We start from the raw sequence: 24,269 nt of genomic DNA on the forward strand, positions 1-24,269 counted from the left end.
TTCCACCGCGCGTGCGGGAGTGGTCCTCCCACCGTCCCCGCAAGTGCGCCTCGTTCCCCGTACCCCGTCCGCCACGGCCCGCAGCTGGCCGGTTGACCTGCCCGAATCCGGTTCCTGGAAAGTAACCGGTGCGGCAGGCAGTGGCGTGTCGAGCTTCCTTATCGATACCGTCATTCATGCCCTGGACAGAGCCCAGGAAACTGGCGCGGATCCCTCCGGCATTCTCGTTATTGCGCCCTCGAAGGAATCCGGTGCCCGATTGCGCCGCGAACTTTCTGAACGCCTCGAGAATTACGCCGCACAGACCTCAATGGTGCGGTCTGTGCACTCCTTGGCTTTTGCGTTACTGCGCACGGCGGCCGAGGAGGAGTTACGGCTCATTACCGGTGCGGAACAAGATGCCGTCATTCGGGAGCTACTTATCGGTCAAGCAGAGGACGGCCACGGTTCCTGGCCAGAAGAGATGCGCCCCGCGCTGGAATATGTGGGCTTTGCGCGGCAGTTGCGCGATTTCCTTTTGCGCTCCATTGAACGAGGTCTGGGCCCAGGAGACCTGGAGCGCCTAGGCCACGAATATGGCCGCCCTATGTGGTCCGCCGCGGGCGAATTTCTGCGCGAGTATGAGCGCGTGCAGCTCCTCTCCCGTTCCCATTCATACTCTGCTGCAGAGTTGGTTACCGCGGTTCTCCAACGCCCTGAATTACTGCGCGATCATCCCTTCCACACCATTGTCGTCGATGATGCTCAACTGCTCGACCCCACCGCAGGAAAGCTCATTCTTGGGCTAGCTGCGCAGGCCAACCTCGTAGTTGTGGGTGGAGATACAGCCCAATCTGTCTTTGCCTTTCGTGGTGCTAGCTCGCGCTTTTTGCAGGACTTTCCAGCCGAGCATGACATTGAGCTCACCGAGTCCTACCGCAGGCCCACACCGGCGTGCATCTCTATCGTGGATTCGGACGGTCGGCTGCGCGACGTCGTAGCTAATACCGTGCGCCGCCGCCACTTGGAAGATGCCGTGCCCTGGCGCGACATCGCTGTCATTGTGCGCTCTACTAGTGACATTGGCCAAATGCGCCGCACCCTCCTAGCCGCCGGTGTGCCCGTACATATCAATCCCACCGACGTTGTCTTGGCCGAACAGCGTTTGGTCTCCGCTGTGCTGCTTGCACTGCGCGCCTTGGAGGAGGAACTATCTAACTCTGAGTTGGAAGAACTACTCACCGGACCTGTGGGTGGCGCCGATCCTGTCACCCTGCGCCGACTGATCCGTGGCTTGCGCCGCTGGGATTCCACCACTCGGGGCATCGATAGCCTCCGGGGCCTTCTCTACGGCGAGCTCCCAGACTTCAACGGACAGCTCACTGAACGGGAATATTCGATCCTCGAACGCGTTCGTGCAGTGCTCAGTGCCGGCCGGGAAGCGCTCACTTCCGGCGCTTCGGTGGAGGAGATTCTGTGGGCTGTGTGGAGTGCTACCGACCTGGACAACCGTCTACAGGCCTCGGCCTTGCGCGGTGGTGCAACGGGCTCGCAGGCCGACCGCGACCTAGATGCAATGATGGCGCTTTTTGACGCTGCTGGAGACTACGTAGAACGCCGCCCGGATTCTTCACTGAGCGCGTTTTTGACCCATATCACTGAACAAGAACTTCCCACCGGCGTGCGTGACCGCCGTACCGCCATTCCGCAGGCCGTAGAAATCCTGACCGCGCACGGTGCAGTGGGCCGCGAATGGGATACCGTCATCGTGGCCGGCGCCCAGGAAGGCAGCTGGCCTTCGCTAGGAGAGACTGGCTCCATCTTCGGGCAAGAAGATCTTATCGATCTCCTCGACCACGATATTGATCCCGATACTCCCGTCAGCCACATCGCCTCCCGCTTGGCAGAGGAGCGTCGTCTCTTCCACGTCGCTACCACCCGCCACCGAAAGCGCTTGCTCATTACTGCCGTGGAGAATCCAGAGGGCGATACGGTCTCCGAGCCTTCTCGGTTCATCGACGAATTCGCCGGACGTGGTGTCGATGTTCCCGGTCAAGCTGCGCGTCGCCAAGCAAAGCGGGCGCTGCGCCGCGCCCAACTCCCGCGCGAATTGGGCCTCGATGTGCCCGAACCCGCACCCGTTTCTTTGCGCGATGGTCTGGAGATTGATCCACTCGATGTTGCGGTGTTGTCCGTGCCGGCCTTTGTCGCGCAGCTGCGCCGGGTAGTTAGCAATCCGGAATCTGGTGAGGTTGAACGCAAGCAAGCTGCCCGCCAGCTCGCGCGGTTAGCGGCGGCCGAGATCCCCGGCGCCCACCCGGAGCAGTGGTGGTCGGCGCGTTCCGTTGCGGCTGAACTGCCGTTGCATACTAGCGGCAGTTTATCGCCCTCTCGCGTAGAAGCGTTGCTCAACTGCCCGCTCAAGGCTGTGCTGGGCAATGTGGCTGAGGATCCAAGTACCGAGGAACACCTGCTCCGCGGTACGTTGGCCCACGCCTTCTTTGAAGCCATTGGCCGCGGTATGGATGCGGAAAAGGCCAAGCTTTTGGTGATGGAGGCTTTCGAGCGCATCCAGGACGTGCCGCAGTGGCAATTGCGATTCAAACTCGATGAGTTTTCCGCGCTATTGGACCGCGCCCGCGAATGGGCGCGCCAATCTGAGGTCAATCAAGAACTAGTGGGCGTGGAAATTCCTGTGGGCGTACATGTCGGTGAAGGCGTGCGCATCGGCGGCTATATGGACCGTCTCCTTCGCGATGAAGAAGGAAACTACTTGGTCGTGGACCTCAAGACCGGGAAAACCCAACCGGCCAAGAAAGAAGCCGAAGACCATGTGCAGTTAATGACCTATCAGCTCGCGCTTGCCCATGGTGCATTCGACGGCCATCAGGTCCACGACGGTGAAGGAATGCCGCGCCAGGGAGGGGTGCTGGTTTACCCGGGCGCAACCACTAAGAAGATTGGCGAGATTTGGCAAAGCGATAAATCTCCGGAAGCACTCGAAGAATTCGCCGCACTTCTGCCCCCGCTGGTGGAGGAAATGCGTGGTCCGCGCATTACTGCGCGTACCAATAAAGACTGCGATAAATGCCCAATTCGCTCCATCTGCCCCGTGCAGGAAGAAGGAAGGATGACCACCGATGCCTAAGAGCAACTTTTCCCCACAGCAAATCGCTGCGGCCTTGGGCAAGGATTTCCCGCCTACCGACGAACAAGCTCATGTCATTGAAGGCCCATTTAGCCCCAAACTCGTGGTTGCCGGCGCTGGTGCTGGCAAGACAGAAACCATGGCCTCGCGCGTGGTGTATTTGGTGGCCAATGGTTATGTGCGACCTGAACAGGTTCTTGGCCTGACCTTTACCCGCAAAGCCGCGCAACAACTGGAGCAACGCATTCGCAGGCAGCTGATTCAACTGCGCGATTCCGGTCTCATCCCACCAGGCAGCGATGTGGCAGAAGCATTAGAAAACATTGCGCCGAAGGTATCCACCTATGACTCCTACGCCGGAGAACTCGTTCGTGAATACGGCCTATTAGTTCCGGTTGAGCCCACCGCGCGCATCATTACTGAGGCCGAGCGCTATTCCTTAGCCTACGATGTGGTGCGCAATTACACCGGCCAACTAGAAGACGATCGCACCCTAGCCACAATCACCGAGACCCTGCTGAGCCTCAGCCAGGATATTGATAACGGTCTCAAAGACACGAGCCATATCGCTGAGCATGCGCGCGATTTTCGCGCAGATATCGATAACCTTGACAAATCGAAGAAGAATGGCCCCGAATACTCTCAAAAGCTGCTGGGCTATATCCAGACACAGGAACGCCGTGTGCAGTACGTACCGCTGCTGGAGGCCCTGAAAAAGGAACAATCCGAGCGACAAGTCATCACCTTTGGCGAGCAAATGTCTGTCGCCGCCCGAGTAGCGCGTGATTATCCTGTTGTGGGCAGGCAACAATCCCAGCGCTACAAGGTTGTCATGTTGGATGAGTACCAAGACACCTCCTATGCCCAGCGCGTTCTACTTCGAAGCCTTTTCGGCGGCGAGAAAGATGAATTGTCGGTTACGGCTGTAGGCGATCCAATGCAGGCCATCTACGGCTGGCGCGGCGCGACCTCTGAAAACCTCACCGCCTTCGTGGAGGATTTTCCAGTCGAGTCGGGCACACCTGCTCCGAAGGACCAATTGACTACCTCGTGGCGCAACCCTTCTGGTGCGCTGGATTTGGCTAACTCAGTGGCGGAGAGGGTATTTGAAGGTGTTGAGCGTCCCGTGGATGAACTTTCTGCCGCCCCATATAAAGGCGAGGGTGAAATCCAGCTGGCCTACTTTGAAAGCGAAAATCGCGAGCGCGAATTTATCGCCGAGCATTTGAAAAAGCAGTGGGACAAACGCGAGGGAGACACCTTCAGCGCAGCGGTTTTGGTGCGTAAAAATAGGCAGTCCGCACCTATCGCTGCGGCTTTAGACAAGGCGGGCGTACCTAATGAAATCATCGGTCTCGGTGGTTTGTTGTGGCAGCCAGAAATCCAGGATCTCGTGGCGATTGCCACGATGCTCGTACGCCCAGAAGATCTGTCTGCAGCAGTGCGGGTACTGGCTGGCCCTATGTGCGGTTTGGGGATTAGCGATATTCAAGCCCTCGCTTCGCGTCAACGAAACCTCGCCGGAGCAAGGGAGGAGCGCTTGCGTTGGGAACCAGGAATGGACCCGGAAGATTACCTGCGAGCGCAGTTGGAAGATGTCACCGCAGAAGAACCGGATCAGCGCGTTGGCCTTGCCGACGCCCTGGCTGACTTGGGGGAGAGGGACCGCTATACCCCACAGGGCCTTGCCCGCATGGAAGAGGTATCTGCCAAACTGCGGCACTTGCGCACCTATTCGCTATCCAAGCCGCTGGTGGACATCTTCGCTGATATTGAGGCATTGTTTAACATCCGTACCGAAGTCTTGGCGCGCGGAAGCGCGGGGGGAACGGCCCACTTGGATAAATTTGCCGATATCGTCGCTAGCTTCCACGGTGATTCTTTGTACGCACTCTTGGACTATTTTGCGCTTGCACTCGAAAAGGAAGATGGCCTTGATCTGGGTGAGGTTCCTTCCGCCACGGACCGTGTGCAAATTATGACTGCGCATAAGGCCAAGGGCTTGGAATGGGAGCATGTCTGCGTGGTGCATGCTGATTCTTCTAGCTATAACGCGCAAGCGGAGACCTTCCTTAGCAGGATCGACAAGGTCCCGGGGGAGGACGACTATATTGAGGTCCCAGAGGATGCCGAAAAGCGCTCGCAGTTCCAAAACGCCTGCGAAGAATTTAAGAAAGCAGATAGTGCCCTAAAGGCGGAAGAATCTGCGCGCCTTTTTTATGTTGCATTGACCCGTACCGAATCCACGCTGACCGTTACTGGCTCGGGAACCAATAACGCTTCTGGGAAGAGCAAGAAGGCGCCCTATGAATACCTAGAGCGCCTGAAAGAGCAATTCCCGCAGTACGTGGTGGAATGGTCCGTGCCAGATGAACCGTCCGAGGAGGACTTTGGTGAGAGCGCACAGTTCCCAGCGCTGAAGGCTAACCCTGAGGCAGTTGCCGGTGCCGATGCGGTGCTTGAGGCAATGGAAGAACTTCCAGACCTCAGCCACGGTGAAACCTTTGAGTTGTGGGAGCAGGAAGCTGGCGCTCTTATTGAAGAATACAGGGCTCTGCAACAGCCGGTGGTAGACGTTGAGCTACCCAGCGAGCTGACTGCTTCTGACATGGTTGCGCTGCGGGCAGATCCACTCCAGTTCGCACGCAGGCAACGCCGTCCAGTGCCGTTTAAGCCGAATGCTTATGCCAAGCGCGGTACCGCCTTCCACGCGTGGTTGGAGGACCGCTTTGGCAGCCCTGCACTATTGAGCGAGGAAGAGCTGCCGGGTACTGATGAGGCGGCGGACTATGACTTGGAAAAGCTGAAAAAAGCTTTCTTGAGCTCGGAGTGGGCACAACGTCAACCGGAATACGTAGAAGCGCCCTTTGAAATCACCATCGGTGAGGCCGTGGTGCGCGGGCGCATGGACGCGGTATTCCGCTTGGACGACGGCACGTGGATGGTGGTGGACTGGAAGACAGGCCGCCCACCCCAAGGGGAGGCTATGGACGCCGCCAAGATACAGCTTGCGGTTTATGCAGAGGCATGGCGGCGTATCCATGGCGGAGAGAAGATTCGCGCTGCTTTCTACTATGTGCACGATGGTTATACCTTTGAGCCAGCCCGCCTTCCACGTGGGGAAGAGCTAAAGAAACTCCTTGAATCGTCAGTTGAGCACCAAAAGGGCTAAGGTATGTGAGCGGTTGCGTAAGCACGCAATCTCTTGAGCAATCATTCGAGACCAGAAAAGGCGGGGCTAGTGGGCAAAAATCGTGCGCGAGCTATGAAGTCGCACTTTAAGAGTCGCTTCTTGCCGCAGGTTGAGCTGTCCTCGCAGCCGGACCACGCGCTCATTGACGTCATTACGGTGCCGAGGGATGAAAATTCCAGCCCGTGGCGTCAGTTGGGCAAGCGTGTGCTGTGGGCTTTAGGCATTGTTGTCTTCGTGACAGTCGTGGTCTATTTGGACGGCGGTGGATATAGCGAGGACATGTCGCTTTTGGATTCCGCCTACTATGCTGCGGTGTCGCTAACTACAGTGGGCTACGGCGATATCGTTCCTGTGTCCCCGCAGGCCAGGTTCATTAACTTAACGCTTATTACACCTGCCCGCCTGATCTTCCTTGTTTTATTGGTTGGCGCGACCTTGTCCGTGCTAACGGATAAGGCCCGACGTACTTTCCAAATCCAGAACTGGAGAAAGCAATTGCGTAACCACACCGTCGTTATCGGGTATGGCACCAAGGGCGCCGGAGCGGTGGCCGCGCTGCTGGCCGATGATGTTCCGTCCTCCCAGATCGTGGTCATTGATACCAACCGTGCCTCCCTAGCTCACGCAGAGCACCACGGCCTAGTCACCATTTTTGGCTCCGGCACAAAGCAAGACGTATTGAAGATCGCTGGGGTAGAGCACGCAAGCTCTATTGTTGTAACCCCATCTACGGACGATACAGCGGTGCTGTGCTGCCTTTCCGTGCGAGAGCTTGCACCCAAGGCCAAGATTGTGGCGTCGGTTCGCGAGTCTGAGAACCGTCACCTGCTGCTGCAATCTGGTGCCGATTCCGTGGTCACCTCCGCTGAGACTGCCGGCCGACTACTGGGCCTAGCTACCGTGACCCCGACGGTGGTGGAGATGATGGAAGACCTGCTTTCACCTAATGAGGGCTTCTCCGTGGCAGAGCGCGCCGTGCGCGAGTTTGAGGTTGGTTCTAACCCACGCCACCTGGCAGATATCGTGCTTGCTGTCCTGCGCAATAATGAGCTGCACCGAGTGGATACCGCGGACGCCTCCGCGTTGAAGCCGGGAGACCGATTGCTGTATATCAAGCACGAGATGGAACAGCCCATTGAGGTCATGGACGATGATGACGAGGACTAAATGTTCCTCCCAGTAACTCCTAGTGGCCTCGTACCGGTTACGGCGGTGGGGGAGCCTGTGCTGGTGAAAGAGGTTCCCGGGGGCGTCGGCAAGCAGGTCGTGGTGGACCTAGGCACCTTGCAGGCATGCTTGGTCTCGGAGGATAGCGCCGGGAAGTTAGGCCGTTTAGAAAGTGCAACCTTCTTTGCAGACCAGCCGGTTATCCTGCAAGCCATCGCGCTTATCCGCAACCGACGCGAACAGCGCTTTGATCCGCGGACCGGACGCCAGCTGGACTACCCGGCGCCGGGAATCGTTGGGCGCGATCCGCACGACGAGAAACGGCTGGTCTTCCCGCGCTTGGATCCCGCCGTCATTGGGCTCATTCGCCTCAGCGGTACAGACCGGATTTTGCTGGCGCGTAATCGCCGCCGCAATAGCTTATTCTCTTTGATCGCTGGTTACGTTGAACCCGGCGAGACTGCGGAGGCAGCCTTTGCACGCGAAGCGCTCGAAGAAACCGGGCGTAGGGTGGACCATATTCGTTATTGGGGCTCGCAGGCGTGGCCACCGAGCGGCTCGCTTATGCTGGGCTTTTGTGCACAAACGGCTGATGTCCACCCCACCTGCCATACTGATGGGGAACTGGAAGAGATCCGGTGGGTGGAGCGCTCCGAGCTGTCTGGGCTTTCGCTTCCTCGTCCGGGTTCAATTGCACACACGATGATTATGGAGTGGTATCACGGTGACTAAGCCGGATTTGTCCCTGCTGGATGAAGATCAGCTGCGCGCGGCCACGGCACCGCGCGGGCCCGTGTGCATCTTGGCTGGCGCGGGTACGGGCAAGACCCGCACTATTACCTATCGCATCGCCAACCTGGTAGACCAAGGGTTTGTGAGCCCGCAACGCGTGCTCGCGGTGACCTTCACGGCGCGGGCAGCCGGAGAGATGCGCGATCGTCTGCGCACCATGGGTGTGGCCGGCGTACAAGCGCAGACCTTCCACGCCGCGGCGCGTCGCCAGCTGAAGTATTTCTGGCCCCAGGTAGCGGGGGACCTTCCGTGGCAGTTGCTGGATAATAAATTCCCGCTGGTCGCTCGCGCGGTGCGTTCGGTGGGGTTGGATAATTCCAAGGATATGATCCGTGACGTCCTAGCGGAGATCGAGTGGGCTAAGTCCGCGCTGGTGAGCGCCGAGGATTATGAGTCTGTGATCGCCACTACGGACCGCAGCGCTCCGGCTGATCCCGCCAAGGTGGCAGAGGCCTTTCGCCGCTACGAACAGTCCAAGGCCACACCGGACATGATGCACCTGGATTTCGATGACCTGCTCATGCACATCGCGGGTGCCATTGAAAATGTGCCGGCAATTGCAGAAACCTTCCGGGAGCAGTATCGCACCTTTGTGGTAGACGAGTATCAGGACGTAACCCCGCTGCAGCAGCGGGTGCTCAATGCCTGGTTGGGCGAGCGCGATGACCTCACCGTGGTGGGTGATGCAAATCAGACCATCTATTCCTTCAACGGCGCCTCCCCGGACTACCTGCTCAATTTCTCCCGCACGTACCCGGATGGCACCGTGGTCAAGTTGCAGCGTGACTACCGCTCGACGCCGCAGGTAACGGACTTGGCCAATCGGGTCATTGGCAAGGCCACAGGGCGTGCAGCTGGCACACGCTTGGAGCTGCAGGGCATGCGCGAGCCTGGTCCGGAGCCCACCTTTAAGGCCTATGAGTCTGAAGAGACTGAGGCCCAGGAGGTTGCCGGCCAGGTTCTCACACTGCTGGATCAGGGCGTGCCGGCCTCTGAGATTGCCATCCTCTACCGCATTAACGCTCAATCGGAGCAGTTTGAGCAGGCGCTTGCTGACGCCGGAGTGGTCTACCAAGTCCGTGGCGGCGAGGGCTTCTTCCGCCGCCCGGAGATCCTAGAGGCCATTCGCGTTCTCATCGCCGCGACCCGTCGTGAGGACTTGCCGGAGGACCCGGTGGCAATTGCTCGCGCCGCCTTTGTCGAGTTGGGGCTAAGCGCCACCGAGCCGCAGGGCGCGCAGGCCCGCGAGCGCTGGCAATCCCTCAACGCATTGGTAGGGCTCATCGAGAAGATTGTGGAATCGGCTCCTGGCATAGATCTCAACGGGGTGTTGGGGGAACTGCGCCGGCGCTCCACCGATAAACAGGCCCCAGCTATGGAAGGCGTCACGCTAGCTACTGTGCACGCTGCCAAGGGCTTGGAATGGGATGCGGTGTTTCTCGTGGGGCTGACAGAAAAGCTCATGCCTATCAACCACGCTATCAAGGCGGGCGATGAGCAGATTGAGGAAGAACGTCGTTTGTTCTATGTCGGCATTACCCGCGCCCGCGCGCACCTCGCACTGTCGTGGGCGTTGGCGAAGACCACTGGTTCGCGAGCCTCGCGCGAGCGTACCCGCTTCCTCGATGGAATCGTACCGGCGGCCGAAGACGCCTCTGGCAAGGGGACTCGCTCGCGCCGCCCGAAACGCTGCCGCGTATGTTCAGGTCTGCTGGGAACACCGGCCGAAAAGGTTATCGGCCGCCACGAAGACTGCGAGGGAGGCGGAGATGAAGAGGTCTTTTCTGCCTTGCGCTCGTGGCGTTCCCAGGTTGCGCGCGAGGAAAAGGTGCCGGCCTATGTTATTTTTTCCGATGCCACCCTGCAGTCCATGTCGGAGGAGCTTCCTGCCGATGAGGCAGAAATGCTGTCCATCTCTGGTGTAGGCCCCAGCAAGCTGGAGCGCTATGGCGCCCAAGTACTAGAGGTCATTCGTTCGGTGCGCAGCTAGCCAAGTTGGTTTTCCGCCAAAACATACTGGGCATCGCGGATGCGCAATGATGGTGCGCTGCTGGTGGTGACCGTAGACATCGACTTCCCACTGCTGTCCAGGGCGCGGCTTCGCGGTCGGCGCTCCCGGCGGCAGCGGCCGCCCCATAAGCCGCCGAATGATCACCTGCGTATGTGCCGAGACCGCATCGAGCACCACGGCTTCTGGGGTGCGGCGCACGCGGGGTAATTGGGTGCTGATGATATTCCAGCGCGGGTCCGTATCCACGCGGGACAGGTGCGCACACAGTGGGCATGGGCCTCGGCCCTGCACGCGTACCGGCCCAATGATGCCACGATTGTCCAATAAAGACACCGGAAGCCACGTGGTGTCCGTCCCCGCCAGTGCATTGGCGCAATCCAGCGGGCAGTGCAGCTGGTCTACGGCCAGGACCGGATACATGCCGTCGAGGTCGTGGATATAGGAAAAGATATTGTCGTCCTCTAACGGGATGCGAACTTGGAATCCATCTGCCTCCAGGCGTGCGCGTAAGCCTTGCGCCAGTGCGGATTCTCCCATTAAGACAAGAGTGTCCGATTTCTCTACGGCCTCTTTATAAGGCCAAAGGATGCCATAGTCTAGTGCGTCCTCGATAAGGCTAAGCGCTGCCGCTTCCTCCAGCCCTGCGGCACGTAACCGATGAGACAAATCTTCTGGCCTCACTGGCTCGCGAGCGGTATTGAAGGCCGCCGCGACGGAAAGCGCATTGCCCGTTTCTGCCACACCAACGCGGGTGGCATCCATGCCAAATTGAACCACCGTTTCCTCGCGGCAAAACACTGCGCTGCCCGGCGCCAAAACTACCTGGGTGACACAAGCCCCCACGCCTATACCCCTTTCCCCGATGCATGTGGATTCCATTGCACCACAGGTACAATCACCTGTCATGTCGAGCACGCAGCCCCCCGCACCACAAACCCCAGAGGTCAAAGTCATTCGTTCCGCCAAGCGGAAGAAAACCGTGCAGGCTCGCATGGTCTCCGGGGTACTCGAGGTACGCATCCCCGCCTGGATGTCCGCTCGCGATGAACGCGAGGCAGTGGCGGATATGTTGGCGCGGGTAGAAAAGAAACAGGGCAGTAGCCGCCGCTCGGACGCGCAATTAGAAGAGCGTGCTCGGCGGCTTAACGCGGCTTTCTTAGACAGCCGCGCTACCATCGGCTCTATTCGTTGGGTAAGCAATCAAAATACGCGGTGGGGTAGCTGTACTACCTCCACCGCGAATATTCGGCTGAGCGACCGGCTACAACACGTGCCGGACTATGTGCTGGATTCGGTAATCATTCACGAGCTCACCCACACCTTCATCCCGCGCCACGGGCGGGATTTTTGGCAGTGGGCGGACAGGGCGCCCCACGCTGAGCGGGCGAAGGGCTATCTTGAGGCCTACCAGCGCTGGGGCTGCTAGTTTTCGTCGTCCTCGTTGCCCTTTTCTTTCTGCTCGTCTTGACCATCGGCTTCCCCGGTCTCATCGCCCTGAGTAGCAGAGGAATCCTCACCGTTTTTGAGCATTTCCTCCAGCTTGGCAAACTCTTCCTCAAAGCCCTCATCAGGGCCGTCATCCAATAGGGAGTCGATAAAGGCGGCAGGGTTATCTAGGTGCTCTGCAGTTGGCAGGAAGTCCGGGTGGTCCCACGCCTTATCGCGCTTTTCCGCACCCACGGCAACGGTAGCGCGGCGCCACAACTCAGCGGCCTCAGAAACCTTGGGGGCGTTGAGCTCGATACCAACGACCTTGCTGAAGGCGTTTTCGGCAGAACCACCAGTGCTACGGCGGTGCGCCCATGCCTGGGTTAGCTTCGAGGTGGATGGGATGCGCTCGCCCAGTGCCTCTGTGACGACGTGCTCGGCCCAGCCTTCCACCAATGCTAGTAGGGTTTCTAGGCGAGAGGCTGCCGCAGTGTTCTTGGACGTGATGCGTGGGGAAAGGTCCATGCCTTGCAGCTTGCTCATCGCATCCTGGATTGCCTGGGGATCGCCGGACTCTAGGTTGAGCTCGCGGGTGACTTCCTCCAAGTGGGAGGTGTCAATGACCAGACCGATGGCATATTCCTCCACAGAGGAGACGATGCGCTCTACCAACCACGGCACGTGCTTGAACAGGCGCTGCCGCGCGGCCTCGCGCGCTGCAATATAGACCAGCACCTCTTGGCCAGGAATATTGAGCTCCCGGGCGACCTTCTGAATGGTCTGTGGCAATAGTGCCACGGTATTGGCCGGGGCGATGGGAAGACCGAAATCAGAGCCGGTCAACGCCTGCGCAGCCAAATCACCCAAGGCGTGACCGAGCTGCATGCCAAAGTTCATGCCAGACATCTGACTCATCATCTTGGTCATCGGGCCCATCATCTCGCGGGCTTCTTCCGGCATCGATTCCATCTGGGCATCATTCATATGCTCCGCCACCGGAGTGACCATGCGCTGCCAGGCCGGCATGGTTTCTTCCAACCACTGCTTGGAATCCCACGCCTTGGCCGTGCCGGAGGCGGTGGGCAGGTAGGTGGCGTCATCGAGCCACAGCTCCGCTAGGCGGACGGATTCCTCCACTGCCTTGGTATCGTCCGCGCTCACACCCTTTGACTGGGAGATTTGCTGCAGGGCGATGCGCTTGGCCATGTCGTAGTTAACAGGGCCGGAATTTTCCGGCGAGTTCATAGAAGAGCCCATGCCGGACAGCATCTGACCGAACTGGTTCAGCATGTCACCGAGGCCGCCACCATTAGCGCCGCCGAATGCGCCGAACGGGTTCTGGTCACGACGTCCGTCATTATCGTCGTCATCATTATTGGGGAAAGAAAAACCGAATCCGTTGCTCATGCGTCCTAATCTACCGACACCATCCGGCTAGTTTCCATGATCCCTGCTACGCTGACAGCGAACACGACGGCAAAGGTTGTAGGGTAGTGATTCGTGAATTCTCCTGCTAGCCGTCGCGTCCGCACCATCGCCTGGGGTGCTATCCCCGTCGTCTTAACCGGTGCGTTGGTATCGCTTGACCATATTCCCGGCACCGATGTGTCTTTGACCGTCCCCTATGCTGCCGAAGGCCCAGGCCCCACGGTAGACACATTGGGGGAGGTAGACGGCACCCAGGTCGTTGACGTTCAAGCCCCGAAAACCTATGACACGGATGGTCACCTCAACATGACTACGGTCTCCGTGCGTACCAATATGACCTTGGCCCAGGCGCTGGGACGCTGGATGATGACCGATGACACCATCGTGCCCATCGATACCGTCATCCCACAGAACATGAGCGATAAAGAAGTAGAAGAGTCCAATAAGCAGGCCTTTACTCAGTCCGAGTCCGCAGCGACTCTGGCAGCCATGGACTACCTGCATTTGCCGGTAAAGATCTCCATCGCAGAGGTGCTGGATAAGGGTGCTGCGCAGGGCAAACTGAAAAAAGATGATGTCATTACCGCCGTGGCGGGCAAGGAAGTCTCGGAGCCGGGTGAGGTTCAAGACATCATCAAGGAAAAGAGCCCCGGCGATAAGGTCACGATGACCGTGGAGCGTGGCGGCAAAAAGCACGAAGAAGAAATAGAGCTAGGGGAAAACCCCCACCAGAAGGGGCAGGCGATGCTGGGCATCGCCATGCTCTCGGTCCCTAAAGACGATATAGAGGTCACATACAACCTGCAGGATATCGGTGGTCCATCCGCTGGCATGATGTTTACCCTGGCGGTCATCGATAAGCTCAGCGAAGAAGACCTCACGGGCGGCAAATTTGTGGCCGGTACCGGCACCATTCAAGAAGATGGCAAGGTGGGCCCCATCGGCGGCATCCAACATAAAATCGCCGCCGCCCACGCAGCCGGCGCGGAACTCTTCCTGGCGCCACAAGATAATTGCTCCGAAGCCGCGGCGAGCGACCACGGGGACATGCCCATCGCGGAAGTGTCCAACCTGGATGAAGCGGTATCCACGATGAAAGACTTCGCGGACGGCAAGGAAATTAAAACCTGCCAATAAGCGGCCTACTTAGCTAGGCCCAGTTCCTTGATCTTCTCTTCCGGATCTTCCTGGTCTGAGGAGATCATCTGCTGCATGACCATGCCTTCTTTATTGTCCACCACGGTAATAACCGCCGTGGTGCCCAGCGTGGACCAGCCCACAACGCGGTCGCCGCTATCCTCAATGACCTGCGAGCTGCGCAGCTCAGTAAGCACCTGCGTGGTCTGCTTTGCCTTGGAGTGTGAGCGGAAGAACTGGAACTGGCCTACCTTCGGCCCAGAGCAGTTATACGAGTCATCCCCGCCCGTGGAATCGCAGCGATCGAAGTACGCGAAAAGCTCTTGCGGTGCCACGGGCGCGAAGATGTCATAGGCCTTGGACACAGACTTTTCCATTTTTTCGCTCCCAGGCTCTGTGCTTTCCGACGCCGCCTCCGAGCTCGCCGCCGCACTCGACTCGACGCTGGATTCAGCGGCGGACTTGGAGCTGGATGCGGTGCTGGTTTCCTCAGTGGCATCCGCCGCAGTGGGAGCGGACTCGGCGCTGGCAGTGGTGGTATCTACGGGGACGTCGGCAGGCGCGGCATCATCCGAGGAACAGCCGGCAGCGCTCACGCCTACCCCCAGCAGGAGTGCTGCTGCGGTAGCGCGGGTAGCGGTCAGGCGAGTGAGAGTAAAGCGTCGCACGGTAGGAAACTGCTCCTTAGTCGCAAGCGAGAATTGTCTTTCCAGTCTAATCTAGTTCATCCGGGTCCTGGCTCAGCCCATAGCGCAGGGCCGCGATAATCCCGGGTGCTACCTGGGGGCCGCCGCGCAGCTGGATGTCATCCTCCGCGAATGGCCCGGCTGCTTCCAACTCCTCTTCGGTGGGGCGCAGCTGCAGCAATGTGGTTTCAATCCCTTCCTCACGCAGCGCACCGGAAAACAGGCGCGCCGGGCGAGGGGAGGGGTCCTCGCTGGAGGTATCGCGGAACCTAATCTCTTGGGCCAGGATGACGCCGGCCACCTCCCGCGGCCAAGCCAAGCGGGAGACATAGTCGGCCAACTGCTCAGAACCGGGCTCAATGTTTTCAGGCACATTATCCTGCACGATAAGGGTAAGCGGCGCCGCATCTTCCTCATCGAGGGCGGCAAGCTGGTCTGCTACCAAGTGGGTAGGAACGAGCGCGAAGATAGTGGGGCGGGCGTCCCAGCCCTCTGCATGGACGAATTCCACGGCTTCGGTCATCGCGCGGTTTAAAGCTGGCTGTGATAATTCGGGGGAACTCATAAACATCCTTATTCGTTATCTGTGTATTGCTTCCTTAAGCTGGAAGAAGTCTACAGGTTTTAAATTCGCACTATTTGATTGGAGCTGGCGTTGTCCTTAGGGTCATCCACACCAGCCGCCCCGTTGAAGCGGCCCCCGCGGGTCGCGACAATCATTGCGGCCATCATTGCCCTCCTTTTGTTCATCGGCCCCATGTTTGTGGGCCTGTACACGGATTGGAGGTGGTTTGGTGCGATTGAATACCGGAACGTCTTCACCACCGCGATTATTGCGCGGATAGTGCTCTTTATCATCTTCGGCTTCATCGCCGCTGCCGTGGTGTGGGCCGCGGGCTTCTTTGCCTGGCGCGGGCGTCCGGATTCGCTCGACCTTGGGGACTTGAACTCGCCGGTGTATCAGTACCGCAAGTCCATTGAAAAGTCTATGGGCGTCTTCTTCAAGGTCATCCCCGCCATCGTGGGCATCATTGCCGGTTTCATCGGCCAGGCTAATTGGCGCACGGTCCTGCTATTTTTAAACGGCCAGGAATTCGGCCAACAGGACGCCCAGTTCCACCACGACCTAGGCTTCTATGCCTTCACGTTGCCGGTTTTGAAGATGGTGGTCAGCACCCTATCTATCCTGTTGATTTTGGCGTTCCTCATCGCGCTTTTCGGTCACTATGTGCTGGGTGGCATCCGCATTGGCAATAAGGCCGCAGGAGTTCGCGGCTCCATTTCCCACTCGGCTCGCCTGCAGCTGGCGACTACTGCCGGCCTGTGGATGGTTGTTCAGGTCATCGGCTACTGGTTGGAGCGCTACGAGCTCCTATATGCCCAGCACGATCTCTTTACCGGTGGTTCCTATACCGATATTCATGCCTACCTGCCGGCGAAAATCATCTTGATGATCATTGGCGTCTTTGTGGCGGTGGCGTTGTTTATGGCCATCGTCATTAAGGACCTGCGCATCCCGGGTCTGGCCGTGGTGTTGATGTTGCTGTCCTCGCTGGTTATCGGCCAGGCATGGCCGCTGCTGATGGAACGTTTTTCCGTGCAGCCAAACCGTCAGGCAAAGGAAGAAGAATCCATCGCCCGCAATATTGAGGCCACGCGCTATGCCTATGGGCTTACCGATGACCACGTCACCTATGAAGACAACTGGGGTGGGGACGAGGTCTCTGATGACAAGGTGGCTTCTGATAACGCCACCATCAATAACCTCCGCCTGCTGGATCCGGAGATTCTTTCTCCTACCTTCACCCAGATGCAGCAGCTGAAGAATTTCTACGGCTTCCCAGAGACGCTATCGATGGACCGCTATGAGATCGATGGTAAGAAGCGTGACTTCGTCGTTGCTGCGCGCGAGCTGGATCCAAATGAGTTGCGGGAGAATCAGTCCGACTGGATTAACCGTCATACCGTCTACACCCACGGCAATGGCTTTGTGGCAGCGCAGGCCAATAAGGTCGATGAGGTAGCCCGCGATGCGGGCTCTGCCCGCGGAGGCTTCCCCATCTTTACCGTTTCTGATCTGCAGACCCAGGCCGGTGAGTCGGAGGGCGAAGGCGAAACCCAAGACGCCGAGAAGTCTCTGGGCATCAAGGTAGACCAGCCGCGCATCTACTATGGCCCGGTTATTGCTGGCGCTGCCGATGGCATGGATTACGCCATTACCGGCAAGACTGGCGATAACCCGGTGGAATATGACACCGATAGCTCCACCTATACCTATGACGGCAAGGGTGGCGTCGGCATTGGCAATATCTTCGACCGCACTATGTACGCCGCCAAGTACCGCGAGCTGAACTTCTTGCTTTCTGACCGCGTCGGCAGCGAGTCAAAGCTCCTCTACGACCGCGACCCGCGCGAGCGCGTGGAAAAGGTTGCTCCGTGGCTGACCACCGATTCTGCTACCTACCCGGCCGTAGTGGATGGCCGCCTGAAGTGGATCGTCGATGGCTATACCACTTTGGAGTCCTTGCCTTATTCCCAGCGCGCTTCGCTTTCCGACGCCACCCAGGACACCCTCAATCCTGATGGCACGACCCAACGCCTTGTCAATGACAAAGTGGGCTATATCCGTAACTCGGTAAAGGCCACCGTCGATGCCTATGACGGCAGCGTGGATCTCTACGAGTTCGATAAGAATGACCCAGTGCTCAAGGCTTGGGAGGGAGTCTTCCCGGACGTCGTCAAGCCAGAGGCAGAAATCTCTGACGAGCTACGCCAGCACTTCCGCTATCCGGAAGATATGTTCAAGGTGCAGCGTGACCTGCTGGCGCGCTACCACGTGGATGACCCGAATGTATTCTTCAACAACGATGCCTTCTGGTCCGTGCCGAATGACCCCACTGCGGAGGAATCTCGCCAGCTCAACCAGCCGCCTTACTACGTGATGGCCGCAGATCCAGAGACCGGCAAGCCCAGCTTCCAGCTGACGACCTCTTATCGCGGCTTGAACCGCGAGTTCCTGTCCGCACACATGGCTGTCTCCTCCGATCCGGAAACTTATGGCGATATCACCGTGCGGGTGCTGCCGACCAATACGCAGACTCAGGGCCCGAAGCAGGCGCAGGATGCGATGATGTCTTCTGACCAGGTCGCCCGAGACCGCACCCTGTGGGAAGGCACTAACGACTTGCACAACGGTAACCTGCTGGCCCTGCCAGTAGGTGATGGCGAAATCCTGTACCTTGAGCCGATTTACTCGCAGCGCAAGGACCAGGCCTCTGCCTTCCCGAAGCTGCTGCGCGTACTCGTGTCCTATAAGGGCCGCGTAGGCTACGCCCCCACTATCGGTGATGCCCTTGAACAAGTTGGAATCGATGCCAAGGCTGCTCAGAATATTGAGGAAGTCGACGGCGATTCTGGCGAAAAGACCGACACCAAGGACGACAAGAATAAGAAGGATGCCAAGGAAGATAAGCAGTCGGCCCCAGCCTCCGCTCCTTCCTCTTCCGACCAGGCAGGCGCCATCGATGACATCAACAAGGCTTTGAAGGGCCTAGAGGATGCTCGCGATGGTTCCTTCGAGGAATACGGCCGCGCCCTGGATGAACTCGATAAGGCAGTTGAGTCTTATCAGAAGACGGAAAAGTAGTTCTTTCACTCTTTAAAAGCAGCGATTAAGGCACCTGACCAGCGGATTTGGGTAGGTGCCTTTCCCTATGTATAGTTACATGAGTCGCCAGGACAGAGCGAATACACTTAGTGTTAACGTACTGTTCAAGCGCAGATGATGGAAGTCATCTCGACGCGGGGTGGAGCAGCTCGGTAGCTCGCTGGGCTCATAACCCAGAGGTCGTAGGTTCGAATCCTGCCCCCGCTACCAACTTCCGGGCCCCTACCAGTGGAAACGCTGGTAGGGGTCTCTTTCGTTTTATGCTGAAATCGCCATTTGGTGCACTAGTCTCAAAATCCTGCACCGCGCAATCCCGCAACCGGATCTGCGCTTCACAAAGAGATCACTGCAGCACAACGACGCGGATATGATGATTTTGCCAAGAATTTCGGTCCTGACGTCGATACCTATACTCGGAACGAAGTGAGAGCCATCGAGGTAGAGGCGCACACCTCGGTCGGATTCAGCCAATCTGAAGCGGAAGCACTAACCGATTATGGTATCGAGAAGCTCAAGCAACAAGGCTTGTCTCAACCTACAAATATCCCGTGGAACCCTGGAGTGTTATAAGAGTGTTAACGCAGCCCACCAACGAACAGCTGACGCAATTTCAATCGGACCTCGAAGACATCGTCACGCCAACCATGGAACAGCTTCACACGCGAATCCAGGAAACAGGGCCCCTGTCATCTGATGACGCAATCAGATTCGTTGCAGATATCACTGCGCTGACAATATTCGAGCTGGCCGAGCGACTTGACGGAAACGCTGACAAACCCGGCGCCCTCAGCTACAGGTTCGCTGCAGCAGAAGGGGAAGAAGTGCGCCTGCCTGCCGAAGTGCTCAGCGCCATCACCGGATGGCTTTCCGCTCCACAGGATCGAAACCCCCTCGCCGGGAAGATCAGCCACCCGTACCCCTTCGACTTTTACGGAGCGAAAGACTATGCATAGCGATTCCGCACTGCTGCTCATCGGACGACTGTATGCGAAAGTTTACGACCAATCCATGGACTCGGATGCCGCTGAGCACCTCCACCACCTGCTGAGCAATATTCATGACACCACCGCCATCGATGAGGCCATCTACGCCTACCAAGGCGAAATACTCGGCATCCTGCTGGATTCAGTGAATCAGTCCGACTCGCTCGAGTTGTACACGGCGAGTACGTCGCAGCGCGAGTCTCTTAACTTGGCCATCACCGCCCTCGAAGATACACCTCAGTCTATGGTGGCACTCGACGCAATTGCGCAGTTGGCGCAGGTTGAACCACCAGCTCCCGGCCAAGCCAAAATCGACATCCCCACGGAAAATCTCTCGAGCGACGCCCGAAAACTTTCAGCGCTCGGCCTCCACCAGGGCATCGCCATTTCGGTCCCGCATTTGGGCATTCCGATCTTGGAAGGCGACGAAACCACTGACATCTCCACCTCGTCTACTGTATTGGGCGAGCAACGTTACGCCTCTGCCAAAGCCGTACCCAAGTGGCTGACTCACTTGTCGGAGGCTCCGTCCGCTAGCTTCGTTACGTACCAGAATTCGCACGGCGAGACCCTCCAGGTCAAGTTTAATGCCAAGGGAAACTACTTCCCGCTTCTTCTCACGAACCATAACGGAGACCGCCGCCTCGACAAACTACCGTCCGCGAGACAAGCCGAAAACCACATCGTGGCCTGGCTAGACAATTCACAATCACCGATCATCTAGCTGCCACTCAAAAGCGGTTTGGGTCTGTTTACTTTGGAGATAGAAAACTGGGGCCTGACCCCCCGACGTGTCTAATTTCCGGGGTCAGGCCCATGAATGTCATGCGCAGGCTAAAAACGGTGGCCTGATTAAGATAAACTGATTGGTAAGGAATTTGTTGTGAAAGAAAGAACGATCATTCCGGGAATACTTTTTGGAATTGTCTTGGGCGTCGCAACCCTTTATGGCGGAGTGCTCCTGTCCACATGGCTTCCAATACCTTTCGTCTTCTATGGGCTACCTCTACCTTCATTGGTGGTGTTGGGTGTATTAGCCATATCTGTCTACATGTTGAAAAAGGATCGGCTTAGCGACCGATCATGGCGTGCTTTTGCCTTCACATTCGCCGCGGCTTTCGTCGTATCAGCGTTCTTATGGGTGAGCACCATTTCTGGCTATGGAAACTTCGCATAGCCTATAGATATGGAACCGTTGTAAGGCCAATGACAGTTAGCCCCTCTAGATTGATGAACTGCTCCCCATTCGCCGATGAGGGCCATTTTCGTTTTCTTCGGCGGCCAGCGGCAATGGGCACGGCTTGCACTGGCTCTGGCTCAGGGCGCGCCGGTGCCGCTGCTCGACGAGCCTACGACCTTCCTTGATCCCGCCCACGCGATTAGTGTTTTGGAGCTCGTTCGCAAGCAAGCCCGCGCTGGTAAGACAGTCGTTGTTGTGCTGCACGACCACATGTTGGCTGGTCAGTACTCCGACACCAGGGCGGTTATGAACAACGGCGAGGTCATAGCCCGGGGGACTCCCAAGGAAGCACTGCGGAAGGATATTTTAGCCGCAGCCTACGGTATCGATGTAGAAATCTGGGACGATCCTTTCAGCGACGCCCCCCGTCATCGTTTCCCGCGCTGTGCTCAAGGGCTAGAGCATTCGAAAGATGAACACCAAAGACCGCAGTTTGGAGTTCGTTCGCAGAGGCTGTAGATGATCGTGGCTAGAGCGGATTTCGGTTTCCGCTCCTCACCGCTATCCCTCATGGAACTCATCCTGTGGCTGCATGGTCCGTCATGGAGAGGGAAGCAATCAGGCTCTAGACAGTAAACCCTTATAAAGCTAAGGTAAGCCTATGCAAAAGAGAGACTTCATGAATGTGCGTGCAGTTATCGCACTTGTAGCCACCCTAGCCCTAGGCGCAGGCCTTGTTGCGTGTTCTTCTGATTCTTCTCAGGGACCGGGTGAAGATAGGAAAATCGAGCGAGTTGTGGCGCTCGATTGGCGCTATGAGGAAATTCTCAAGGCCCTCGATGTGGACCCAGTGGGAATCGTGGAAATCGGCAAGTCGGAGGCACCAACTACGTTGAAGGGACAGTTAGGTCAGGCGACCTCCGTGGGCCAAGCCAAGCAGCCGAACCTAGAAGTTATCCAGTCTTTGGAACCAGATCTGATTTTGGCTAGCCCTACCCGTCAAGCTGATATCATGCCGCAACTGGAAGAGATTGCGCAGACGGAATCCTACCCAGATGAAACTTACTCGGACGTGCTGGACTCGATGGATGAGATCGCGGCCAAACTCGGCAAAGAGGAAAAGGCTAAAGATGTCCGTCAGCGCATCGAGGACAAGATTGCTCAGACCAAGGACACGGTAAAGCCGGGTAGTCGTGCTGTCGTGGCTGGCTGGTCCAGCGAGATGCTCTATACCTGGGTCAACCCCTCTTTCTCTCAGTCGCTACTGAGTAAAGTGGGCTATGACTATGCCTTCGAAGGCGAGAAGTCTTCTATCGAATCTAAGACTGATGTAGCGGAACTGACCGGCGATAAGCTCCCTGGAATGAAGGCTGACCGAGTCTTTATGTACAAGGACGTCGAAGCGTTTAAAAAGACGCCCTATGCCAAGGGCAGCGGTGACATCGTAGAGGTAGACCAAGATATCTGGTCGCGCGCCCGCGGGCCATTATCTGCCGAGCATATGCTCGATGACATTATCGCCGCTGAAAAGTAGTGGCACCTCGAACTAAAGCCAGCGTCTGCTTGGTCCTTGCAACCGCTGCCGCTGCCTTTGTGTGGTGGTGGCGGCTCCGCCATGTTCAGGTGCCAGTTGATACCCCGTGGTTAGAAGAAGAGCTGCATAGCGTGGCTTTTGACCGTCTCCTTGCTACCACGGTGGTCGGTATTGCACTAGGTGTAGGTGGGTTATTGCTGCGCACGGCAACCGCGAATCCGCTCGCCGATCCGTCCATCACTGGTGTGAACTCCGGTGCGGCACTCGGTGCAGTCGCAACCGCAATGTTTTTAGGAAGCGAAACCTCGAGCGTTGACCAGCTGCCCGGTGCGCTGCTGGGTGCGGGGATTGCTGTGGGGGTGACGGTGGGCGTCGGCAAGAGCGGTGCGATCCAGCGCATGGTTCTGGTTGGCGTTGCCGTTTCCTCGCTGTGTAGCGCCTTGACCTCCATTTTCCTGGTGGTGGATGAAGCTCAACTGGCGACGGTGATGTCGTGGCTTTCTGGCCGGCTTGCCGGTGTACGCCTAAGCGATATTATGCCCGCGCTGATCGCTGTGCTGGTCGTGGTTCCCTTGACTTTAGTCGGTGCGAAAACGCTGGACTTGCTCGTAGCTGGCGATGCCGTGGCCGGTGCTGTGGGGGCGAAGCCGGAGCGCATTCGGTTGGCCGCCATTGTGGCGGCGGTAGTGCTCGTTGCTCCTTCGGTAGCCGCAACCGGGCCGATTGGATTTTTGGGGCTGATGGCCGCGACCGTAGCGTGGCGGGTGTGCGGCCCGCACCATCGCATGGGGCTATGTGTGGCTGGAATTGTAGGAGCAGCGGTGCTTCTGGTGGCCGACTCGGTTGGGCAGGCAATCTGGGCGCCAGCCGAGACCCCAGTGGGCATCGTGACTTCTTTGGCTGGCATGCCCTTAGTGCTGTGGTCCGTCCATGCGCTAGGGAGGAGGAGACATGCGGCATAAGAGAATTGTAGGGGTTCTAGTAGGACTCATCCTGGCGTTGATATTGAGCGCAGTTATCGGCATGGGCGTCGGTGCGGTGATGAAATCGCCGGGCGAGGTGACCACTGGCTTCTTTACCGGAGATCCGCTCATATGGAAGTACCGCGCACCGCGGATCTTGGTGGGTATTTGCGCGGGCAGTGCCATGGCTGTTTCTGGCTGTATATTGCAATCCGCGCTACGCAATCCCTTGGCCGCACCAGATACGGTGGGTATTACCTCCGGCGGTGGGCTCGCGGCCGTTGCGGTACTTATGGGAGCAGGCGCCCTGCCGGCCCACCTGCTGACCTTTATCGCCTTTATCGGCGCGTTGGCTGGAACTGGGTTGGTTCTCCTTCTCGCCGGACGCGGGGCAAGCGATCCGGTGCGCCTGCCCCTTACCGGGGTGGCGGTATCTTTTGGGCTGGGTGCCATCACCGAATTGCTCCTGGTGCGCGCCGCGCCAGAGGCAGGAGCGGCCATGACATGGCTGAAAGGTTCGCTTTACGCCCGCTCGCTTGGCGACGCCACTATTGTCGCCCCCTTTATCCTTCTCGCCCTAACCGCCGCGATGGTGGTGGCAAAACACCTGGATATGCTCGCACTGGATGATTCCACCATGGCCGGCATTGGAGTGAACGCCAAGATGTGGCGCCTAATAGCAATAGCTTTGGCCGTTATCCTCGGCGCAGCGGGAGTCGCCGCGGCTGGGGTCTTGGGCTTCGCCGGGCTCATCGTCCCACATGCTGCCCGCTTGATGGTTGGTTCGAACCTGCGCCGGCAAATGCCCGTGGCGGCCCTAGGCGGCGCGACCCTCGTGACTGTATGCGATACGTTCGGTCGCTGGGCCTTCGCCCCCACGGAAATCCCCGTTGGCGCGCTCATCGCGCTGATTGGCGCACCCTATTTCATTTTCCTATTGACTGGGCTAACCCGAGTGCGAAATGGAGGCTAGA

General features: G+C 58.1%; 18 protein-coding genes and 1 tRNA gene. 15 read left to right on the plus strand and 4 right to left on the minus strand.

The window, feature by feature from the left end:
* Nucleotides 1-19 precede the first annotated feature (19 nt).
* The 5 genes from QP990_RS02470 (at nt 20) to QP990_RS02490 (ending at nt 10,269) form a co-directional block, all read left to right on the plus strand.
* Nucleotides 20-3,127, plus strand: a complete 3,108-nt coding sequence (locus tag QP990_RS02470; protein ID WP_198010454.1) for an ATP-dependent DNA helicase — start codon at nt 20-22, stop codon at nt 3,125-3,127.
* Nucleotides 3,120-6,299 (plus strand): ATP-dependent helicase, encoded by a 3,180-nt coding sequence (locus QP990_RS02475; RefSeq protein WP_023020799.1) that lies wholly within the window; start codon nt 3,120-3,122, stop codon nt 6,297-6,299. The genes QP990_RS02470 and QP990_RS02475 overlap by 8 nt, the downstream gene beginning before the upstream one ends.
* 93 nt (nt 6,300-6,392) lie before the next feature.
* Nucleotides 6,393-7,487 carry a TrkA family potassium uptake protein gene (locus QP990_RS02480; RefSeq protein ID WP_034655803.1) on the plus strand — a complete coding sequence of 365 codons (1,095 nt, stop codon included), beginning with the start codon at nt 6,393-6,395 and terminating at the stop codon, nt 7,485-7,487.
* Entirely contained in the window at nt 7,488-8,219 is a 732-nt protein-coding gene (locus QP990_RS02485) for an NAD(+) diphosphatase (RefSeq protein ID WP_023020801.1), read from the plus strand.
* Nucleotides 8,212-10,269: an ATP-dependent helicase gene (locus tag QP990_RS02490; protein ID WP_023020802.1), complete on the plus strand. Its 2,058-nt coding sequence runs from the start codon at nt 8,212-8,214 to the stop codon at nt 10,267-10,269. The genes QP990_RS02485 and QP990_RS02490 overlap by 8 nt, the downstream gene beginning before the upstream one ends.
* Here QP990_RS02490 and QP990_RS02495 read toward each other — a convergent pair.
* Nucleotides 10,240-11,133, minus strand: coding sequence for a hypothetical protein (locus QP990_RS02495; protein WP_023029506.1), 894 nt, complete (start codon nt 11,131-11,133; stop codon nt 10,240-10,242). The genes QP990_RS02490 and QP990_RS02495 overlap by 30 nt on opposite strands.
* Before the next feature lie 61 nt (nt 11,134-11,194).
* Between QP990_RS02495 and QP990_RS02500 the strand changes: the two genes are divergently transcribed.
* Nucleotides 11,195-11,716, plus strand: coding sequence for a M48 family metallopeptidase (locus QP990_RS02500; protein WP_023020804.1), 522 nt, complete (start codon nt 11,195-11,197; stop codon nt 11,714-11,716).
* On the opposite strand, the gene QP990_RS02505 is transcribed toward QP990_RS02500, so the two are convergent.
* Nucleotides 11,713-13,125, minus strand: coding sequence for a zinc-dependent metalloprotease (locus QP990_RS02505; RefSeq protein WP_023020805.1), 1,413 nt, complete (start codon nt 13,123-13,125; stop codon nt 11,713-11,715). The two genes, QP990_RS02500 and QP990_RS02505, sit on opposite strands and share 4 nt — an antisense overlap.
* A gap of 93 nt (nt 13,126-13,218) precedes the next feature.
* Here QP990_RS02505 and QP990_RS02510 point away from each other — a divergent pair, with 93 nt between their 5' ends.
* On the plus strand, nt 13,219-14,283 hold the full coding sequence (locus tag QP990_RS02510) for a PDZ domain-containing protein (protein WP_023020806.1): 1,065 nt from the start codon (nt 13,219-13,221) through the stop codon (nt 14,281-14,283).
* Nucleotides 14,284-14,288: 5 nt separating this feature from the next.
* Here QP990_RS02510 and QP990_RS02515 read toward each other — a convergent pair whose 3' ends face one another.
* Together QP990_RS02515 and QP990_RS02520 are read right to left on the minus strand one after the other, a co-directional pair.
* Entirely contained in the window at nt 14,289-14,951 is a 663-nt protein-coding gene (locus QP990_RS02515) for a hypothetical protein (RefSeq protein ID WP_023020807.1), read from the minus strand.
* 46 nt (nt 14,952-14,997) lie between these two features.
* A complete protein-coding gene (locus QP990_RS02520) occupies nt 14,998-15,534 on the minus strand; it encodes a PPA1309 family protein (protein ID WP_023020808.1) in 537 nt (178 codons plus the stop codon).
* A 90-nt stretch (nt 15,535-15,624) separates the two neighbouring features.
* Here QP990_RS02520 and QP990_RS02525 point away from each other — a divergent pair, with 90 nt between their 5' ends.
* The 8 genes from QP990_RS02525 (at nt 15,625) to QP990_RS02560 (ending at nt 24,268) form a co-directional block, all read left to right on the plus strand.
* On the plus strand, nt 15,625-18,615 hold the full coding sequence (locus QP990_RS02525) for a UPF0182 family protein (RefSeq protein WP_084278979.1): 2,991 nt from the start codon (nt 15,625-15,627) through the stop codon (nt 18,613-18,615).
* Between the two features lie 154 nt (nt 18,616-18,769).
* Nucleotides 18,770-18,846: transfer RNA gene (locus tag QP990_RS02530), tRNA-Met, on the plus strand.
* 362 nt (nt 18,847-19,208) lie between these two features.
* Nucleotides 19,209-19,589: a hypothetical protein gene (locus tag QP990_RS02535; protein ID WP_023020811.1), complete on the plus strand. Its 381-nt coding sequence runs from the start codon at nt 19,209-19,211 to the stop codon at nt 19,587-19,589.
* Entirely contained in the window at nt 19,582-20,343 is a 762-nt protein-coding gene (locus tag QP990_RS02540; RefSeq protein WP_023020812.1) for a hypothetical protein, read from the plus strand. Before QP990_RS02535 ends, QP990_RS02540 begins: the two co-directional genes overlap by 8 nt.
* Nucleotides 20,344-20,871: 528 nt before the next feature.
* Entirely contained in the window at nt 20,872-21,318 is a 447-nt protein-coding gene (locus tag QP990_RS02545) for an ABC transporter ATP-binding protein (RefSeq protein ID WP_023020814.1), read from the plus strand.
* A gap of 142 nt (nt 21,319-21,460) precedes the next feature.
* Nucleotides 21,461-22,333, plus strand: coding sequence for an ABC transporter substrate-binding protein (locus tag QP990_RS02550; protein ID WP_023020815.1), 873 nt, complete (start codon nt 21,461-21,463; stop codon nt 22,331-22,333).
* 29 nt (nt 22,334-22,362) lie between these two features.
* Entirely contained in the window at nt 22,363-23,295 is a 933-nt protein-coding gene (locus tag QP990_RS02555; protein WP_198010448.1) for an iron ABC transporter permease, read from the plus strand.
* Nucleotides 23,285-24,268, plus strand: coding sequence for an iron ABC transporter permease (locus QP990_RS02560; RefSeq protein ID WP_023020817.1), 984 nt, complete (start codon nt 23,285-23,287; stop codon nt 24,266-24,268). The genes QP990_RS02555 and QP990_RS02560 overlap by 11 nt, the downstream gene beginning before the upstream one ends.
* Nucleotide 24,269 lies beyond the last annotated feature (1 nt).

The sequence above is a fragment of the Corynebacterium sp. MSK071 genome (genome assembly GCF_030232125.1).
Taxonomy (GTDB): domain Bacteria; phylum Actinomycetota; class Actinomycetes; order Mycobacteriales; family Mycobacteriaceae; genus Corynebacterium; species Corynebacterium kefirresidentii.

What these genes read in the sequence shown, in the direction of transcription:
- QP990_RS02475 (WP_023020799.1), top strand. Translation starts at nt 3,120, where the DNA reads ATGCCTAAGAGCAACTTTTCCCCACAGCAAATCGCTGCGGCCTTGGGC.
- QP990_RS02480 (WP_034655803.1), top strand. Translation starts at nt 6,393, where the DNA reads ATGAAGTCGCACTTTAAGAGTCGCTTCTTGCCGCAGGTTGAGCTGTCC.
- QP990_RS02485 (WP_023020801.1), top strand. Translation starts at nt 7,488, where the DNA reads ATGTTCCTCCCAGTAACTCCTAGTGGCCTCGTACCGGTTACGGCGGTG.
- QP990_RS02500 (WP_023020804.1), top strand. Translation starts at nt 11,195, where the DNA reads ATGTCGAGCACGCAGCCCCCCGCACCACAAACCCCAGAGGTCAAAGTC.
- QP990_RS02505 (WP_023020805.1), bottom strand. Translation starts at nt 13,125, where the DNA reads ATGAGCAACGGATTCGGTTTTTCTTTCCCCAATAATGATGACGACGAT.
- QP990_RS02520 (WP_023020808.1), bottom strand. Translation starts at nt 15,534, where the DNA reads ATGAGTTCCCCCGAATTATCACAGCCAGCTTTAAACCGCGCGATGACC.
- QP990_RS02540 (WP_023020812.1), top strand. Translation starts at nt 19,582, where the DNA reads ATGCATAGCGATTCCGCACTGCTGCTCATCGGACGACTGTATGCGAAA.
- QP990_RS02545 (WP_023020814.1), top strand. Translation starts at nt 20,872, where the DNA reads ATGAGGGCCATTTTCGTTTTCTTCGGCGGCCAGCGGCAATGGGCACGG.
- QP990_RS02550 (WP_023020815.1), top strand. Translation starts at nt 21,461, where the DNA reads ATGCAAAAGAGAGACTTCATGAATGTGCGTGCAGTTATCGCACTTGTA.
- QP990_RS02560 (WP_023020817.1), top strand. Translation starts at nt 23,285, where the DNA reads ATGCGGCATAAGAGAATTGTAGGGGTTCTAGTAGGACTCATCCTGGCG.